We start from the raw sequence: 16670 nt of genomic DNA on the forward strand, positions 1-16670 counted from the left end.
TTCGGGGCATCTCTCCCGCAAGCGGGAGAGAGTATTGGGAGCAAGAGGCCAAGCCCATATCCAATCGCCGTCCTCAGGCATGCCCCGCGTGATGCGGGTGCGCCGGGTCGTCGATGGTTTCGCTTTCGACGTCGGCCGAGAGTTCCTGCTTGGCCCTGCCGGTCGGCTGGCGGGTGAAGCCGGTCATCGGGCCGGACTGCTGGAAGTCGCGCTTGATCTCGACATCGGAGGTCAGATAGGCGGTGATCATTTCCGCGATCGAACGGAGCGCATGCATGTGGATGCGCTCATAACCGTGCGAGGCATCGACGCCGAAGGCGACCAGCGCGGTGCGCACATCAGCGCCGGCTTCCACGGCACTTGCCGAATCCGAACGGTAGTAGCGGAACACGTCCTTCTGGTAGCGGATATCGTTGGCCTTGCAGACATCGACCAGTTTCTTGGTCAGGTGCCAGTCGAACGGGCCGGTCTGGTCGGCCATCGCGATGGTGACGCCGAATTCCGAGGAGTTCTGGCCCGGCGCCGAGGTGCCGTTGTCGATCGAGACCAGCGAGGCGACCTCGGGCGAAACGATCGAGGAGGCGCCGACGCCGACTTCCTCGGCAATCGTGAACAGCCAGTGGCTGGCGACCGGAGTTTCGACATTCTCGTCCTGCATCGCCTTCAGCGCGGCCAGCATCAGCGCCACGCCGGCCTTGTTGTCAAGATGGCGCGAGACGATGAAGCCGTTGTCCAGAAATTCCGGAAGGGGATCGATCGCGACGATATCACCGATCTCGATGCCGAGCCGGTCGAGATCGGCCTCGTCGCGGGTCAGCGCGTCGACGCGCAGCTCGACATATTGCCAGCCGACCGGCAATTCGTCGATTTCATTGTTGAAGGTGTGGCCGGACGCCTTCAGCGGCAGGATGGTGCCGCGATAGGAGCCCTTTTCGGTGAAGATCGTGGCGCGCGCGCCCTCGGCAAACCGCGCCGACCATGTGCCGATCGGCACCAGTTCCAGCCTTCCGTTCGACTTCAGATATTTCACCTGCGCGCCGAGCGTATCGACATGCGAGACCACGGCGCGCGCGCCGCGGCTGTCGACGCCGCGCCGGACGGCGCGGATCGCGCCGCGCCGGGTCAGTTCCACGGAAAGGCCGAGCTTTTCCAGCTCTCCGGTCACGAAACGGACGATGGGGTCGGTGTAGCCTGTCGGCGAGGGGATCGCGAGGAGCGATTTGAGAATGTCGGACAGGTAATCGGCGTCAATCGTCAATCGTTTCATCTGCTACTCGTTCTTGTGGGCCTCGCGCACCGAATGGCGTACGCCGGCCGGCATTGAAAGCGGGAACAGCAGGTCGACAAACCGTTCGGCCGTCGGCTGCGGCTCGTGATTGGCTAGCCCCGGCCGCTCATTGGCCTCGATAAAGGCATAGTCCGGGTTTTGCGGGGACTTGATCATCAGGTCAATCCCCACCACCGGAATATTGATGGCGCGCGCCGCCGAAATCGCCGCATCCACCAGCTTCGGATGGACGATATCGGTGACATCGTGAATGGTACCGCCGGTATGCAGATTGGCCGTGCGGCGCACCCGGATTTCGGTGCCCGCCTCCGGCACATCGGCGAAGGTGTAGCCGGCATCGCGCACCGTGCGTTCGGTCTCGGCATCGAGCGGGATCGATGATTCGCCGCCGGTTGCCGCGCTGCGCCGCTCGCTCTGGCTCGCGATCAACTGCTCGATCGATGACTTGCCGTCGGCCACGATATGGGCCGGGCGACGCACGGCGGCGGCCACGAGACGATAGTTGATCACGATCAGGCGCAGATCCTCGCCCTGCACCATTTCCTCGATCAGCACCGTGTCGCAATAGGCCTTGGCGGCCTTGACCGCCTCCTGCAGGTCCTCGAATGTAGAAATCCCGACGGAGATGCCCCTGCCCTGCTCGCCGCGCGCAGGCTTGACCACCAGATGGCCGGCATCCTCCAGGAAGCCGCGGATCGCGTCCTCGCCGGCATCCGAGGTCATCTGACGCGGCACTTTGACGCCGGCCTCCTCGACGAAGCGACGGGTCACGGATTTGTCGTCGCAGATCGACATCGCGACCGAGGTGGTCAGCTCCGACAGGCTTTCGCGGCAATGGATCGAGCGCCCGCCATAGGACAGCCGGAAGAAGCCGCCCCGGGCATCGGTGATCTCGGCCGAAATCCCCCTGCGCCGGGCCTCGGTGACGATCAGCCGGGCATAGGGGTTGAGCGCCTCGTAATCGTCTTCCTCGGGCCCGGTGAACAGCTTCTCGTTGATCTGGTTCTTGCGCTTGACCGTGAAGAACGGCACCCGCTTGAAGCCGAGCTTCTCGTAGAGCCGGATCGCCGGATCATTGTCGTGCAGCACCGAGAGATCGAGATAGGACGCGCCGCGCGCCAGGAAATGCTCGGCAAGCCGGCGCACCAGCGCCTCGCCGATGCCGCGCTGGCGGGCCTGCGGGTCGCTTGCCAGGCACCAGAGCGACGATCCCTTTTCCGGATCGTTGAACACCCGCGAATGGTCGATGCCGGTCACCGTTCCGAGAATATTGCCGCTATGCTCCTCCTCGGCGACGAAATAGGAGATCGAACGGGCATCGCGCTGGCGCCAGAAAAAGTCCGGCCGGACCACGACCATGCCGCGCGCGGCGTAGATCCGGTTGATCGCCTGGGCGTCGATCTCCGACGTCAGACGGCGGATGAAGAAGCCCTGCGGCGGCTTGGAGGCCGAGCGGTAAGTAGAAAGCTCCAGCCGGAAGGTGTGAGAGGGATCGAGAAACACCTCCTGCGGCGCATTCGCCAGCACCACATGCGGATCGCGGACATAGATCGCGATATCACGATGGTCCGGCACCTCGGCGCGCAGCGTCTCGATCAGCAGTTTGGCATCGGAAAACGTCTGGCCGAAGACCACCCGCCCCCAGCCGCAATCGATCGAGGCGTCCGGCGTCATGTCGCCGTGCTCCTCGCCGCCGGGGATCGGCGGTTTCATCCCGTGCGAGCGCATCCGCTTCAGGCGATGGGCATAGGCCTCGCGCCCGCGATGATCGTCCCTGGAGCCTTTGTCCGAACTCATCGGCTTTTCCTCAGATGTCGTGCGACTGCAGCCACATTTCCAGAAGCGCGACCTGCCACAGTTCCGAACCGCGCAGCGGCGTGATGTGGCCGATCGGGTCGATGAACAGGTCGTCCAGATAGCTCTTCCTGAACAGCCCGCGCTCGCTGGAGACCTGGCTGGTCAGCACGTCGCGCACCATGTCCAGATACTCGCCCGAGATGTATTTGAGCTGGGGCACGGGGAAATAACCCTTCTTGCGGTCGATCACCTCGTGGGGAACCACCAGCCTTGCCGCATCCTTCAGTACGCCCTTGCCGCCATCATTGAGCTTGAACTCCGGCGGGATCGTGGCCGCGAGCTCGGCCAGTTCATGGTCGAGGAACGGCACGCGCGCCTCCAGACCCCAGGCCATCGTCATATTGTCCACCCGCTTGACCGGGTCGTCAACCAGCATGACCTGGCTGTCGAGCCTGAGCGCCCGGTCGACGGGACCTTCGGCGCCGGCCGCCATCAGGTGACTCTCGACGAAGGCACGACTGACATCCTCCTCTGCCAGCCATTCGTCCGACAGATGGCGCGAAAGCTTGGCGTGGTCGCGGTCGAAGAAGCCCTTGGCGTAATCGCCGACGACGTCGTTCGAATTTTCCAGCGGCGGATACCAGTGATAGCCGGCGAAGATTTCGTCCGCGCCCTGGCCGGATTGCACCACCTTGATATGCTTGGAGACCTCGCGCGACAGCAGGAAGAAGCCGATATTGTCGTAGGAGACCATCGGCTCCGACATCGCGTTGATCGTGTCGGGCAGCGCGCTCATCAGTTCGGAGGACGGCACGAAGATCTTGTGGTGATCGGTCCCGAAACGTTCGGCAATCAGGTCGGAATAGGTGAATTCGTCGCCTTTTTCGCCATTGGCCTCCTCAAAGCCGATCGAAAACGTCATCAGGTCCTTCTGGCCTTCCTCAGCCAGCAGACCGGTGATGATCGAGGAATCGACGCCGCCCGACAAGAGCACGCCGACCGGCACGTCGGAGACCATGCGGCGTTTGACGGCGATGCGGAGCGCATCGAGCACCCGGTCGCGCCATTCCTCGCGGGTGAGCTTGGCGGTCGCGGCATCGCGCTCGTGTTTCGGCGACCAGTAGCGGATATCCTCATACGAGCCATCCGGCTCGAAGCAGCGGGTGGTGGCTGGTGGCAGCTTGCGCACGCCCTTGACGATGGTGTGCGGTGGCGGAACCACGGCGTGGAACGACATGTAATGATGCAGCGCCACCGGATCGACCGACTTGTCGATGCCGCCGCCCTTCAGAAGCGCCGGCAGCGTCGAGGCGAAGCGGATGTTGCGGCCGCTCATGGCGTAATAGAACGGCTTGATGCCGAAACGGTCGCGCGCGATCATCGCCTTGCCGCTGTCGCGCTCGATGATGGCGAAGGCGAACATGCCGTGGAACCGCTTCACGCAATCGCGGCCCCAGGCGTGATAGGCCTTCATGATCACTTCGGTATCGCCGGTGGAGAAGAACCGGTAGCCCTTGTCCTCCAGTTCACGCCGAAGTTCGGGATAATTGTAGATGCAGCCGTTGAACACGATGGTGAGCCCGAGCTCTGGGTCTGTCATCGGTTGGGCGGCCTTTTCGGAGAGATCGATGATCTTCAGACGGCGGTGACCGAAGGCGAAACGCCCTTGGGCGAAGATGCCGCTGCCGTCCGGCCCGCGCGGCGCGAGCGCCGCGGTAATCCGGGCCACGGTCTCTGAATCTGCAAGGGTTCCATCGAATCTGATCTCTCCGGCAATACCACACATGGTCTGGTCGGTCGCTCCTGTGGACTGGCTGCCCGGTTCAGCCGGGCGCATAAGGCAAAACGCCGGCGCGGACACCGCGCGGCGCAGACTGTTTTTTTCATGGCGCGGGCTCAAAGCCCGCATCTCGGGTTCGGTTTTAGTTACAACAGAAATCATTTGAGTTCAAATGATTTCTGTTGTAACTACTTTCCGCGATGATGGACAACAAACCTGATACAGTGATCAACAATGCCGATGCGGTGATGAAGGCGATCCGCCGGATCGCCCATGCGATCGACATCCGCTCGAAACGGATCGGCCGCGAAACGGGGCTGACGATCCCGCAGATCGTGGTGCTGAAGGCCGTGAGCGACCAGGGCGCGCTGACGACGGCGGCAATCTCGAAACAGGCGGACCTCAGCCCCGCCACCACCGTCACCATTCTTGACAAGCTTGAGGCCAAGGGCCTGATCACCCGCATCCGCTCCACCAGCGACCGGCGCACTGTGCAGGCAGCACTGACAGAGACGGGCGCACGCACGCTGGAAGGAGCGCCGTCGCTTTTTGCGGATGGTTTCGCCTCCGACTTCGCCACCTTTACGGGAGAAGAACAGCGCGACATCGTCACAGCCTTCAAGATGGTGGCCGACCTGCTAGATCGAGAAGATGCGGGAAGCCCTGAAAGCATGGCGCGCTGACCCCGTATCAGTGGTTTCTAAGCGCCTTGATCAGGTCTTTCTTGCTCATCTTCGACCGGCCCTCGATGCCGATCTCGCGGGCGCGATCATAGAGATCCTCGCGCGTCCACTCCTCATAGGGCTGCGCCTCGCCACCCTTCCTGGAGGGCTTCATGCGGTCATTGGCCTTTGCGTTCGCAATGCGCGCGGCCTTTTCCTTCGAGACTCCGTCTCGCCGCAGAGCCTGATAGGTATCCTCGTCCTTGATCCGGGCTTCGTCTTTCGCGGTGGGCATAGCATCCATCTCCATCGAATTTACCTGAAAAACGATGGAGACGGGCTTTTGGTTCCGGGCCGTTACCGGTTGGCGCGCGCCTCCGCGCCGTCGACGATCGTGCGGATCGTCTCGGCGACCCGGTACTGGAAGGCGAAGGCCTCGTCCGGCTCGAAGCCCGGATCCTCCTCCTGGCCCTTGACCGTCAGCAGTCCGTCGAGCGCGCGGCGGAAGACCGAATAATCCTTGCCCTCGGCAAGGGCTGCGGCAAGCGCGATCAGCACCTCCTGATGCGCCGCCATCTGCGCCTCCAACCGTTCCAGACGATGTTCCGACATAATTTCCTCGCTTTCCCCTGTTGCATGGAAGAGGTACACAGCGCGCGACGAAATGCAATCCCGTTCGCCGCCTGCCGGAACCAAGCGCGGCGTGCGGCGTTTCGAAGTCATCACATCAATGTTTGCAGGAGTCTTGCTTGTCGCCCGCCACCGCGCCCGAACGCGAGTTTCACTCGCTGACGGAAATCGTTCAGCAGACCATGGAGGAGGCAGGCGACGGCCACGTTTCGGTGGACCACCTCATGGCCTCGTTCGGCCATGCCTCGTTCGTGCCGCTGCTGATCCTGCCGGCGCTGGTGCTGATCACGCCGCTGAGCGGCGTACCGGGGCTTTCGACATTATGCGGATTGATCATCATGATGATCGCGGCCCAGCAGCTCGTCGGCCATACCCGGATTTGGCTCCCCGGCTGGATTCGCCACAGGCAGATCGCCAGCGCCAGGTTGCAGCCCGCCATGGAGAAGGTTCTGCCGCTGACGCGCTTTATCGACAGGACCGCGCGCGAACGCCTGACCTTCCTGTTCAAGCGTCCCTTCAAATGGCTGCTGCCGCTTGCCTGCGTGATTTTCGGCGCGATCATGCCGCTGATGGAGTTCATCCCGTTCTCCTCGTCCCTCATCGGCGTCGCCGTGACCCTGATCGCCTTCTCGATCCTCACCCGCGACGGCATCTTCGCCCTGCTGGCCCTCGTGCCGCTGGGCGCAGTGGCCTGGGGCGTGACAAGCGTGCTGTCGTCGCTTTGACGATCCCCCAACGGCGCGGCTGCCGCTGCCTGACACCGCTGTGCAGAGGCCCCGCGCACTTGACGCACTCGACAGTCTCGCCCTAATCCAGGGACATATCTTTCGCGCCGGGCCAGCCGGCAAATCATGGTTCAGGGAAAGCTCATCGTGGAGAATACCGCCGGTCGGGTTTCGCGCCCCTTTCAGGTTACCCACCGGCAGGTTTTCACGATCGCGCTGCCGATGATGATCGCGCATTTTTCGACGCCGCTGGTAAGCCTTGCGGCGACCGGCGTGGTCGGCCAGTTGCGAAACGAGGTGCTGATCGGCGGCGTCGCGCTGGCCGCCGTCATCTTCGATGTGCTGTTCACCACATTCAACTTCCTGCGCGGCGCGACGACCGGCTTCACCGCGCAGGCCGTCGGTGCGGGCGACCGTCGCCAGGAACAGCGCATGCTGCTGGGCGGCATCCTGATCGCGCTTTCCGCGGGCCTGCTCATTCTCCTGCTGCACGTGCCGATCGGCCATCTGGGCCTGGCGGCGCTTGATGCCGACGGTCCGGTGGGCGAAGCAGCCTGGACCTATTACGCCTGGCGGGTGTGGTCGGCGCCGTTCGCGCTGTTCAATTTCGTGGTCTTCGGCTGGGTGATCGGCCGCGGCGAGGCGATGACGGCGCTGCTGCTGCAGGTGGTGCTGAACGCGCTGAACCTGTTTCTGGCCTTTGCCGGTGTATTATGGCTCGGTTACGGGCTCGCGGGCGCGGGAGCCGCGAGCCTGATCGCCGAGGGTATGACGGCCGTGATCGGCGCGGTCCTGATCCTCAGACGCACCGACCGAACGCTTTGGGAATGGCCGGACATTTCCGCGCTCAAGCGGATGTTCTCGGTCAACCGCGACATGATGATCCGCTCGTTCGCGCTTCTGATCGGGCTTTCCTTCTTCACCCGCCAGTCGGGCGTGCTCGGCACCGATATCCTGGCCGCCAATACCGTGCTGCTGCGCTATTATTTCCTCGGCGTCGCCTTCCTGGACGGTTTCGCCACCGCCGCGGAACAGCTCGCGGGCCGCGCGGTCGGCGCGTTCTACCGCCCGGCCTTCGATCGCGTCATCAAGCTCACCACGCTCTGGGGCGTGGCGATGGCGCTGGCGGTATCGGCAGTGTTCTTCCTCACCGGCCCCATGGTCGTGGCCCTGATCGCGCCGATCCCGGAGACGCAGGCGCTCGCCCACACCTACCTGCCCTACGCGGCGATCATGCCGCTCATCGGCGTGATCGCATTCCAGATGGACGGCGTTTTCATCGGCGCGACATGGTCGCGCGAGATGCGCACGCTGATGCTGGCGTCGCTGGCCTTCTACTTCGCGGCCTGGGCGGTGCTTCAGCCGCTGTTCGGCAATCACGGCCTCTGGATCGCAATGCTGCTGTTTCAGGGCGCGCGTTCGGTCTTCTTCCGGCTGACGTTGCCGAAGCTGGCGGACCGGACCTTTTCGCCTGCGGCTTCGCTATAATTCCGAAACCAGGCGATCCGACGATCACCCCCAGACCGTGCCGAAGAGCCGCATCCAGTTGCCGCCGAGGATTTTCTCGATCCGGGTTTGCGACCAGCCCCGGCGCTGCATTTCGGCGGTCAGATTGGGGAATTCGTCATTGCGGCGGATGCCTTCCGGCTTGGTGATCTTGGCCGAGCCGAACTCGGTCAGCGTGCGGCCGGTGCCCTTGTCCTTGTTGGCCCAGAGCAGCCACGGTCCCGGACGCGGTCGGTTGTGGTTGAAATCGGTTCCGATCGCCACATGGTCTTCGCCGACGAGATCCATCGTGTATTCCATCGCGTCGATCACATCAGCAACCGTCGCGTCATTGCCCTTGGCAAGACCGGGCGCAAACAGCGAGGTGCCGATGACGCCGCCCTTTTCGGCGCAGGCCTTGAACACCTCGTCCGGCTTGTTGCGCGGCACATCCTTCAGCCCGCGCGGCAGGCAGTGGGTAATGGCGACCGGTTTTTCGGAATAGGCGATCGTATCGAGCGAGGTCTGGATGCCGACATGCGACAGATCGATCAGAATGCCGCATCGTCCCATCTCGTCCACGGCCTCGCGGCCGAAGCCGGTCAGGCCGCTGTCCTTTTCCTCAAGATAGCCCGCGCCGAACAGGTTCTGGGTATTGTAGGTCAACTGCATGATGTTGACGCCGAGGTCCTTGAAGATGCCGAAATAATCCAGCCGGTCCTCGACCGGCGAGGTGTTCTGCCAGCCGAAGATGATGCCGACCTTGCCCGCCGCCTTGGCGCGACGGATATCGTCCAGCGTTTTGACCGGCATGGCGATATCGGCGTTTTCGGCCAGCTTCTGTTTCCACATGATCACATATTCGATCCCGCCGCGAAAATTCTCCCACAGCACGGAGGACGCGCTGATGGCGGTCACGCCGCCGGCCTGGGCTTCCAACAGGATGTCGCGATTGAAATCCGAGCATTGCAGCGCGTCGATGACGATCGAGGAGGAGTGAATGTAAGTTTCGTTCATGGCAGTTGTCCTAGAATTCAGGCGGTCATGGCGAGATCGCTTGGAAGCCATTCCTCGCCGGTCATGTCGGGGCGATCATAGTCGCGGAAGCGGGCGAGATGGATGTCGGCATCCTCAGCCATGAAGGAGCGCACCAGGCCCGAGGCCAGCCTTCGGGCACCTTCGCTGGAGGACGGAATGCCGGAGGTCACCTTGCCGTGGCTCGGAACCGAGGGGTAGGCAAAGCAGGTGAGTTTCGAAAGCGCCGGGCATGCGCCTTCACGCTTTTCGAGAAAGGAGAAATCGGGCGCGAGATAGGGATGGGCCGCAAGGCCGGGATTTTCCGCAGCTTTCTCCGCGCCCATCACATCGCCCCATGTGCGGATATGCGGCGCGAAGGCGGCAAGCTCCGGCCGCTCGGCAAGATCGATGCCGAAGCCGGTGGCGAAAATCGCGACATCGGCGTCGAGCGCGCCCTTTGGCGTGACGACGCGGATGCCATCCGCGGTTTCCTCAACCGCGGTGACCGACGCGCCGACGTGGAGAAAGGCATTGTCGTGACGGGCGACCCGCTCGACCGAGTGCTTCGGCGGCGGAACGGGAAAGCGGTCGCCCTCGTTCATGATCTCCCACTTGACCCGGTCGGGCAGGCCGACAAAGCCCGATGTCATGCCGCGCGAACCGGTTCCGGTGAACTTGTCGATGACGGGAATGGCGGGACGGCGGACCAGAAGATCGAGCCGGGCGCAGCCCTCTTCCAGCGCGGTCGCCGCGTTGTCCATGGCGGAAGCACCGGCGCCGACCACGACGACGCGTTTGCCCTTCAGCGTCTTCGTGTCGAACACGTCGGCGGAATGATAGACCTTGCCCTTCGGGATGTGCCGCGCGACGGCGGGAAGACGCGGCGCGCCCATGGCGTCCAGCCCGGAGGCGATGACCACCCGGCGGGCCAGCACCGTTCCTTGCGTTGTCGCCAGACGCAGCAAATTACCCTCCGGCGCGATCCCTTCGACATCGCAGTCATTGACGATATCGGCCTCGGTCACCCTGGCGAACCAGTTCATGTAGTCCATCCACATGGTGCGCGGCGCGAGATCCATGCGATCCCACGCGTCTTCGCCCCACTGCGCCTCGAACCAGGCGCGGAAGGTGAGCGCGGGAATGCCCATGGCGGGCCCGGCGGCTTCCTTGACGGTGCGGAGCGTTTCCATGCGCGCATAGGTGACCCACGGCCCCTCCCGCCCCTTCGCCGCGCGGTCGAACAGACGAACCTTGAAAATCCCCTCCATCCGCAAGGCGAGATTGGCGGCAAGGCCGCAAAGACCCGCGCCGATGACCGCCACATCCAGAACGTCGCCCCCATTCGGGCCGTCGGTCGCCGGCATCCACGCCTTCGGCGGCAGGTTCAGCAAAGTGCGTTGGCGTTCAAGTTCGGCTTCCAGGGCCGCAAGGCCAGAAGTGTGCGTCATGAGGTTTCAGTTCCTTGCATTACAGACTGGACCGTTCCAGCGTCCGCACGTCCACGGGATCGTGGAACACGCAGTCCGGGATGGTCGTCCTGCAGGCAGCCTCGAAGCCTGCCGCGAAAGAGAGAAGCTCGCCGGGAAGCACCCGGCCGGCGGCGCTGAACAGCCCCCAGATATAGGGCAGGCTGACGGAAAGCGGCCGGATCGCAACACCCTCGACGGGAATGCCGAACGCCGTGACCGGATCGATGATCGCGATGCCGAGCCCGGCCCGCGCGGCCATCATCGCGTTGAGCGAGGAATTGGTGACGATCTCGCCTGAGGGCGTGATGTTTCCGCGCGCCAGCGCGCCGTTGATTTTGCCGCGAATGCGATAGGCATTGCCGACGGTCAAAAGCCGCGCGGCGGAAAGCGCTTCGAGAGCAAGCGGCCCGTCCACATCAAAGGGGCCGCCTTCGGCAATGGCGGCCACCAGCCGGGATTCGCAGATCACCTTGGCTTCGAGCGTGGCATGTTCCAGCGGCAGGGCCGAAATGCCGAAATCTGCCGCGCGGCTGGTCACGGCGCGGGCCACATGCTCGGCATTCATGGTCTCGATATTGACCACGCCCGGCAAATCCTCACCCATGCGCGCCAGCGTCGGGCTCAGAAGCCCGCCCGCCATGGTTGGCGTGGCGGCGATATCGATCGCCGCGATCCGACCGTCGCGAATGGCGGCGGCGCGTTCGCGGATCTGATGCAGGCCCGACATCAGCCGCTGCACCTCTCCATAGAACTGAAGCCCGCGCTCGGTCGGCGATATGCGCGGCCCGTTGCGGTGAAACAGCGGGAACCCCACCGAATCCTCCAGTTCCTTGATCTGCCGGGTCACGGCCGGCTGGCCGATACCCAATTGCTTGGCAGCCGCCGTCATCGAGCCGCAGGCCATGGCGGCCTGGAAGGCTTCGAGCGCTTTCACATCGGAAATTTTATCATTCGATATTGACATATTGACCGCATCATTATCCATATACGTGATATTGGCAAGTGCAGATTAAGCCATTCACGCGTCACGGGCGGTGAGCCGCGATGGCGAGACCGGAAGCGGAACAATAAAACAGAGGAATAGCAGCATGTCTTTGATAGCACGCATCGCAGGCGTCGCGACGATCGCGATCACAACGGCCACAATGGCGCAGACGGCCTCGGCAGCCGACGTCTGGCGCCTGAGCTCAATGATGACCCCCGACAGTTTCGAGGGGAAGGCCTACCAGAAGTTCGCTGATCTGGTGTCGGAATACACCGATGGCGAGATCGAGGTGAAAATCTATCCCAATGAGCAGATCGGCTCGATGGATTCCGTCATCGAACAGCTCAGCCAGGGGATTATCCAGCTTGCCCCGTCGAGCCTGTCCTTCATGTCGCGCTGGGAGGACAGCATCCGCTATGCCTCCGCCCCCTTCCTGTTCGACAATTACGACCAGTGGTCGAATTTCATCGATGGCGACCTGTTCCAGTCCTGGCTCGGCGAAGTCGAGGACAAGGCCAATATCACCGTTCTCGGCAGCATTCCGGAGATGCCGCGCGGCACGTTCCGCACGCTATTGTCCAACAAGCCGGTCGAGACGGTTGACGATATCAAGGGCCTGAAGCTGCGTCAGTTTCAGGACCAACTCGTGATCGATGCCTGGACCTATCTCGGCGCGGAAGTGCGCGTCCTGCCCTGGGGCGAGGTCTATGACGGCATCAATCGCGGCATCGTCGACGCCGTGACCTCTCCGGCGGAACTGATCGAATCCACCCGTTTCTACGAGGTTGCGCCCAACATCATCCGCACCGACGAATATCCGCAGGCGGTTGCCTGGATGATGAACGCCAAGGCCTGGGACAAGCTGACGCCGGAACAGCAGGACGCCCTGGAGCGCGCCCACAGCGAAGCATCCGCCTATGCCCGCGAACTGCTGGAAGAACAGGCAGCGACGCTGGAAAGCGACCTGGAGGCCAAGGATGGCGTCACCGTGAACCTTGACTTCGACACCACGCAGTTCAGCGACAGGATGGCCGCTTTCTATCAGCAGCGCGCCGAAAACGGCGAACTGCCCGAAGGCCTGCTGGACGCCGTTCAGGCCGCGAAGCAAGAGTAAGACCCGATGCGCGCGCTTGACGGGTTTCTTGACGCCATTGCCAGCCTCTTCAAGGGGCTGGCGACCCTCTGTCTCGCCGTCATGGTGGCGCTGAACCTCTTCAACGTCGCCTTCCGGGCGGTGTTCGATCATGCCTTCGGCTGGATATTCTCGTGGACGCTGCTCTTGTTCATCTGGATGCTGCTGCTCGGCTTCTTCGTCTATATGCGCAACCGCCGCGACGTGGTTGTCGATATCTTCATGTCGCGCCTGCCGCCCGTCGGGCGGCGGATCGGCGGCATGTTCGCCTGCCTCGTCGGCATGGCCGTGATGGCGGCGATCCTGCGCGGCGCGCCGGCGTTGATCTCGCTTCAGCGCGCGCCGATGGATGGCACCGGCCTGCCGATCTGGACCCAGTCGCTGCCGCTGTTCGTCTCCGCCTCGCTGGTGTTTGCGCATTTCCTGCTGTCCTTCATCGAGATCGCCACCGGCCGGACCGAAGCGTTCCCGCGCGATATCGAACCGGTGGAAAAAGGAGCCGTCGAATGATCCTCGGTCTGATCGTCATCGGCGGTTTCGTGCTGTTGATGCTTATCGGCGTGCCGGTGACCGTTGCCATCGGCGCCGGCGCCATTATCGGCCTCTACTGGGCCGGTTTCGGCGATATGGGCATCGTCGTCCCGCAACAGATTCTCGATGGCGCGGCAAAGCCGGCGCTGCTCGCAATCCCGTTCTTCGTGCTGGCCGGCAATCTGATGAACACCATTGGTTTGACCGATCGCATCTTCAATTTCTGTCTGGCGCTGATCGGCCATTTCCGCGCCGGCCTTGCCTATGTCAATGTTGTCGCCTCGCTGCTGTTTGCGGGCGTTTCGGGCGCGGCTACGGCCGATATCGCCGGTCTCGGCCAGCTTGAGGTGAAGGCGATGCGCGAGCGCGGCTATTCGCCTCAATTCTCGGCCGCCCTCACGGTCGCGACCTCGCTTGTCGGACCGATCGTTCCGCCCTCGATCAGCCTGATCGTCTATGCCTGGCTTGCCAACCAGTCGGTGGCCCGGCTGTTTCTGGCCGGCATCATTCCCGGCATTCTCGTCGCGATTTCCTTCATCCTCTATATCCGCGTTGTTTCGATCTGGACGCCGATGCCGCGGGAGAAACGCGCCAGCATCAGCGATATCCGGCGCGCCACGCTCGAGGGACTTCCGGCGTTGATCGCGCCCGCCATCATTCTGAGCGCCATCATCTTCGGCTTTGCCACGGCCACCGAAGCCGGCGTGATCGCCTGCGGCTATTCGCTGCTGATCGGCTTGTTCTATCGCACGGTGACATGGAAGGGCGTGCGCGACGCGCTCACCGAAAGCGCGGTGCTTTCCTCCCTGATCATGATGATCATCGGCGTCTCCCAGATCATGGGCTGGCTGTTTGCCTTCGAGCAGGTGCCGCAGGCCTTTGCCTCCGGCATTCTGGAGGCGATCAGCAAGCCGTGGGTGTTCATGGCCTTCACCATCGTGCTGCTGGTCATCATCGGCTGCTTCATGGAGGCGACGCCGGCCAAGATCATCCTCCTGCCGCTGCTTCTGCCCGCCGCCGATGCCTTCGGCATCGACCGGGTGCAGTTCGGCATGGTGATCACCCTTGCCCTGCTGCTGGGCATCGCCACGCCGCCGCTCGGCGTCGGGCTTTACCTGATGTCGGCCGTTTCGGGCGTACGCTTCGAAAAGCTGGCGATCGCTATCCTGCCACTGCTGATCCCGCCGATCGTCGTGCTGATCCTGCTGGCGACCGTGCCGGAAATCACGCTCTGGCTCCCCAATCTCATCATGGGACCGCAATGACCATACACCATGCCCGGCCCGACGCGCTGGACCGCGCCGGCGGCCTTGCCGAAGACGGCGAAGTCTACAAGCTTCGCGCGCTTCGCCCCGAATTCCTGAACGGCGCTGAGGATTGCCGCGTGGCCGTTCTCACCCCTCACAACGATCTTGGCCTGTCGCCGGCGCTGCGCGCTGCGATCGCACGCCGGGTGGCGCTGACCGCGGACGATGAACGCCTGCTCACCGAATATCCCGTGCCGGAAGACGAGGCCCTGGCCACGCTTTCACGCGGTGAGATGCCGGAAGACGACCGCCTTGCAGCGATCGCCGCCCATGCCGACATGATCGCCGCCAATCCGGGCGCAAGCACCCGCGAAAGCCTCGATGCGCTACTTGCGGCCGGACTGAGCGTGCCGCAGGTGATCGCGCTGTCCGAGCTTCTGGCCTTCGCCTGCTTTCAGATCAGGGTCGCCCACGGACTTTCGCTGCTGGAGGAAGGTGCATGAGCGCTCTGGGTTCCATCCGCATCAAGCCTCTCACCTGGCATCCGCATCTGCCGCCGGTCGAGATCGAGGACGCCACGCCGGAACAACTGGAAGCGATGAAGGTGACGCCCTCGGCGAAGAAGGTTTCGCCCTATGTGCGCACCCTTGCCCACGACCCGGAAAGCTATGTCGCACGCACAACGCTGTTCAACGCGATCATGTATGCCGAGGGCGGCCTGCCCCGCGCCGACCGCGAGCTTGGCGCGCTGGCCGCATCCCAGGTCAATGGCTGCCGCTACTGCGCCAATGTCCACGCCCGCCAGCATATCCGCCTGTCCGGCTCATCCGACGTTATAGCCGCGCTCTGGACCGAGAATCGCGCTGCGCTGTCGGCCCGCGATGCCGCGATCGTCGCGTTCGCCGAGGCGCTGACGGCGACACCACCCAACGCCGACAAAAGCCATATCGCGGCGCTGAAGGCCGCAGGCCTCGAACCCTTCGAGATCATCGACCTCATTCATGCTATTGCTATATTCGGCTGGGCCAATCGGCTGATGCACCCGCTCGGCCATTCGGACAATGAAGACCAAAGGACCGCACCATGAAAGCCATCGCCACCGAAAAGGCCCCTGCCGCAATCGGCCCCTACAGCCAGGCCGTTCGCCATGGCGATCTGCTGTTCGTGTCGGGTCAGCTTCCGATCGATCCGGCAACCGGCGCGTTCGTGGAAGGTGGCGCGGTGGAGCAGATGCGGCAATGCCTGAAGAATATCGCGGCGATTGCCGAGGAAGCCGGAACCGACCTGGCGAAGACGATCAAGACCACCGTGCTTCTGACCGACCTATCCGGCTTCGCCGCCGTCAACGAAGAATACGGCAGGGCCTTCGCCGAGCCGTTCCCGGCGCGCGCCTGCTATGAAGTCTCGGCCCTTCCCAAGGGGGCGATGGTGGAAGTCGAGGCGGTGATCGCGCTATGAGCGGCGAGAGCCTCCTGACCGACGGTCTGGACATCGCGCTGCCGGCCTGCGCGGAGCGCGCCTGGGCGCGCCGCGCCATCGGGCTGTTGCAGGGCGACGCCCGCCGCTCCGCCGACACCCATCTGATCAAGCCGGTCTTTCCCGGCCTCACCGGTCTTTCGGTCTATCTGAAAGACGAAAGCACCCATCCGACCGGCAGCCTGAAACACCGCCTCGCCCGCTCGCTGGTGCTTTACGGCATCTGCAACGGCCATATCCGCGAGGGCACGACGCTGGTCGAGGCGTCGTCGGGCTCGACGGCGGTCTCGGAGGCCTATTTCGCCCGCATCCTGCATCTGCCGTTCATCGCGGTGATGCCGCGCACCACATCGCGCCAAAAGATCGAGGCGATCGAACGCTTCGGCGGCCAGTGCCACCTGGTCGAACGCTCCGGCGAGGTCTATGAGGCGGCGCAGCGGATCGCC

At 63.6% G+C, this 16670-nt stretch carries 18 protein-coding genes; 10 read left to right on the forward strand and 8 right to left on the reverse strand.

Features of this window, described 5'->3' with window-relative positions:
- Window positions 1–73 precede the first annotated feature (73 nt).
- From B4E36_RS00465 to B4E36_RS00475, 3 genes are read right to left on the reverse strand one after another with little or no spacing between them, the layout of a single operon-like run.
- Window positions 74–1267, reverse strand: a complete 1194-nt coding sequence (locus B4E36_RS00465) for an osmoprotectant NAGGN system M42 family peptidase (protein WP_018063540.1) — start codon at window positions 1265–1267, stop codon at window positions 74–76.
- A gap of 3 nt (window positions 1268–1270) precedes the next feature.
- Window positions 1271–3085, reverse strand: coding sequence for an N-acetylglutaminylglutamine synthetase (gene ngg, locus B4E36_RS00470; protein WP_292053451.1), 1815 nt, complete (start codon window positions 3083–3085; stop codon window positions 1271–1273).
- 10 nt (window positions 3086–3095) lie between these two features.
- Window positions 3096–4871: an N-acetylglutaminylglutamine amidotransferase gene (locus B4E36_RS00475; RefSeq protein ID WP_345899848.1), complete on the reverse strand. Its 1776-nt coding sequence runs from the start codon at window positions 4869–4871 to the stop codon at window positions 3096–3098.
- Window positions 4872–5068: 197 nt separating this feature from the next.
- On the opposite strand from B4E36_RS00475, the gene B4E36_RS00480 reads away from it, so the two are divergent.
- Complete coding sequence (locus tag B4E36_RS00480) at window positions 5069–5548, forward strand: MarR family winged helix-turn-helix transcriptional regulator (protein ID WP_292053453.1); 480 nt, start codon at window positions 5069–5071, stop codon at window positions 5546–5548.
- A 7-nt stretch (window positions 5549–5555) separates the two neighbouring features.
- Here B4E36_RS00480 and B4E36_RS00485 read toward each other — a convergent pair whose 3' ends face one another.
- Entirely contained in the window at window positions 5556–5822 is a 267-nt protein-coding gene (locus tag B4E36_RS00485) for a DUF7218 family protein (protein ID WP_292053454.1), read from the reverse strand.
- Between the two features lie 62 nt (window positions 5823–5884).
- Complete coding sequence (locus tag B4E36_RS00490) at window positions 5885–6139, reverse strand: hypothetical protein (RefSeq protein ID WP_018063535.1); 255 nt, start codon at window positions 6137–6139, stop codon at window positions 5885–5887.
- A 137-nt stretch (window positions 6140–6276) separates the two neighbouring features.
- Here B4E36_RS00490 and B4E36_RS00495 point away from each other — a divergent pair, with 137 nt between their 5' ends.
- Together B4E36_RS00495 and B4E36_RS00500 are read left to right on the forward strand one after the other, a co-directional pair.
- Window positions 6277–6882, forward strand: coding sequence for an exopolysaccharide biosynthesis protein (locus tag B4E36_RS00495; protein WP_292053459.1), 606 nt, complete (start codon window positions 6277–6279; stop codon window positions 6880–6882).
- A gap of 147 nt (window positions 6883–7029) precedes the next feature.
- Window positions 7030–8370, forward strand: a complete 1341-nt coding sequence (locus B4E36_RS00500) for an MATE family efflux transporter (protein ID WP_292053462.1) — start codon at window positions 7030–7032, stop codon at window positions 8368–8370.
- Between the two features lie 24 nt (window positions 8371–8394).
- Here B4E36_RS00500 and B4E36_RS00505 read toward each other — a convergent pair whose 3' ends face one another.
- Genes B4E36_RS00505 through B4E36_RS00515 form a run of 3 tightly spaced genes read right to left on the reverse strand, consistent with a single transcriptional unit; the run spans window position 8395 to window position 11817 of the window.
- On the reverse strand, window positions 8395–9384 hold the full coding sequence (locus tag B4E36_RS00505; RefSeq protein WP_292053464.1) for a membrane dipeptidase: 990 nt from the start codon (window positions 9382–9384) through the stop codon (window positions 8395–8397).
- 17 nt (window positions 9385–9401) lie between these two features.
- The gene (locus B4E36_RS00510; protein ID WP_292053466.1) at window positions 9402–10832 is read right to left on the reverse strand and encodes an NAD(P)-binding domain-containing protein; all 1431 of its coding nucleotides are present in this window, start codon (window positions 10830–10832) and stop codon (window positions 9402–9404) included.
- A 19-nt stretch (window positions 10833–10851) separates the two neighbouring features.
- Entirely contained in the window at window positions 10852–11817 is a 966-nt protein-coding gene (locus B4E36_RS00515) for a LysR family transcriptional regulator (RefSeq protein ID WP_292053468.1), read from the reverse strand.
- Between the two features lie 124 nt (window positions 11818–11941).
- Here B4E36_RS00515 and B4E36_RS00520 point away from each other — a divergent pair, with 124 nt between their 5' ends.
- The 7 genes from B4E36_RS00520 to B4E36_RS00550 all read left to right on the forward strand — a co-directional run.
- The gene (locus B4E36_RS00520; protein WP_345899849.1) at window positions 11942–12952 is read left to right on the forward strand and encodes a TRAP transporter substrate-binding protein; all 1011 of its coding nucleotides are present in this window, start codon (window positions 11942–11944) and stop codon (window positions 12950–12952) included.
- Between the two features lie 6 nt (window positions 12953–12958).
- The gene (locus B4E36_RS00525; RefSeq protein WP_292053473.1) at window positions 12959–13480 is read left to right on the forward strand and encodes a TRAP transporter small permease; all 522 of its coding nucleotides are present in this window, start codon (window positions 12959–12961) and stop codon (window positions 13478–13480) included.
- Window positions 13477–14766, forward strand: a complete 1290-nt coding sequence (locus tag B4E36_RS00530) for a TRAP transporter large permease (protein ID WP_292053475.1) — start codon at window positions 13477–13479, stop codon at window positions 14764–14766. Before B4E36_RS00525 ends, B4E36_RS00530 begins: the two co-directional genes overlap by 4 nt.
- The gene (locus B4E36_RS00535) at window positions 14763–15251 is read left to right on the forward strand and encodes a hypothetical protein (RefSeq protein ID WP_292053477.1); all 489 of its coding nucleotides are present in this window, start codon (window positions 14763–14765) and stop codon (window positions 15249–15251) included. Before B4E36_RS00530 ends, B4E36_RS00535 begins: the two co-directional genes overlap by 4 nt.
- Window positions 15248–15835, forward strand: a complete 588-nt coding sequence (locus B4E36_RS00540) for a peroxidase-related enzyme (protein WP_292053479.1) — start codon at window positions 15248–15250, stop codon at window positions 15833–15835. Before B4E36_RS00535 ends, B4E36_RS00540 begins: the two co-directional genes overlap by 4 nt.
- Window positions 15832–16206, forward strand: a complete 375-nt coding sequence (locus B4E36_RS00545; RefSeq protein ID WP_292053481.1) for a RidA family protein — start codon at window positions 15832–15834, stop codon at window positions 16204–16206. Before B4E36_RS00540 ends, B4E36_RS00545 begins: the two co-directional genes overlap by 4 nt.
- Window positions 16203–16670, forward strand: a 468-nt coding sequence (locus tag B4E36_RS00550; RefSeq protein WP_345899850.1) for a pyridoxal-phosphate dependent enzyme, incomplete at its 3' end; no start/stop codon positions are given. The genes B4E36_RS00545 and B4E36_RS00550, both read left to right, overlap by 4 nt.

Origin of the sequence: Martelella sp. UBA3392 (genome assembly GCF_002358775.1) — a bacterium.
GTDB classification, from domain to species: domain Bacteria; phylum Pseudomonadota; class Alphaproteobacteria; order Rhizobiales; family Rhizobiaceae; genus Martelella; species Martelella mediterranea.

Bases quoted from the DNA above. Each gene is read 5' to 3' on its own strand.
- B4E36_RS00465 (WP_018063540.1), bottom strand. From the start codon at position 1,267: ATGAAACGATTGACGATTGACGCCGATTACCTGTCCGACATTCTCAAA.
- ngg (WP_292053451.1), bottom strand. From the start codon at position 3,085: ATGAGTTCGGACAAAGGCTCCAGGGACGATCATCGCGGGCGCGAGGCC.
- B4E36_RS00475 (WP_345899848.1), bottom strand. From the start codon at position 4,871: ATGTGTGGTATTGCCGGAGAGATCAGATTCGATGGAACCCTTGCAGAT.
- B4E36_RS00480 (WP_292053453.1), top strand. From the start codon at position 5,069: ATGGACAACAAACCTGATACAGTGATCAACAATGCCGATGCGGTGATG.
- B4E36_RS00485 (WP_292053454.1), bottom strand. From the start codon at position 5,822: ATGCCCACCGCGAAAGACGAAGCCCGGATCAAGGACGAGGATACCTAT.
- B4E36_RS00490 (WP_018063535.1), bottom strand. From the start codon at position 6,139: ATGTCGGAACATCGTCTGGAACGGTTGGAGGCGCAGATGGCGGCGCAT.
- B4E36_RS00505 (WP_292053464.1), bottom strand. From the start codon at position 9,384: ATGAACGAAACTTACATTCACTCCTCCTCGATCGTCATCGACGCGCTG.
- B4E36_RS00510 (WP_292053466.1), bottom strand. From the start codon at position 10,832: ATGACGCACACTTCTGGCCTTGCGGCCCTGGAAGCCGAACTTGAACGC.
- B4E36_RS00515 (WP_292053468.1), bottom strand. From the start codon at position 11,817: ATGTCAATATCGAATGATAAAATTTCCGATGTGAAAGCGCTCGAAGCC.
- B4E36_RS00520 (WP_345899849.1), top strand. From the start codon at position 11,942: ATGTCTTTGATAGCACGCATCGCAGGCGTCGCGACGATCGCGATCACA.
- B4E36_RS00525 (WP_292053473.1), top strand. From the start codon at position 12,959: ATGCGCGCGCTTGACGGGTTTCTTGACGCCATTGCCAGCCTCTTCAAG.
- B4E36_RS00530 (WP_292053475.1), top strand. From the start codon at position 13,477: ATGATCCTCGGTCTGATCGTCATCGGCGGTTTCGTGCTGTTGATGCTT.
- B4E36_RS00535 (WP_292053477.1), top strand. From the start codon at position 14,763: ATGACCATACACCATGCCCGGCCCGACGCGCTGGACCGCGCCGGCGGC.
- B4E36_RS00540 (WP_292053479.1), top strand. From the start codon at position 15,248: ATGAGCGCTCTGGGTTCCATCCGCATCAAGCCTCTCACCTGGCATCCG.
- B4E36_RS00545 (WP_292053481.1), top strand. From the start codon at position 15,832: ATGAAAGCCATCGCCACCGAAAAGGCCCCTGCCGCAATCGGCCCCTAC.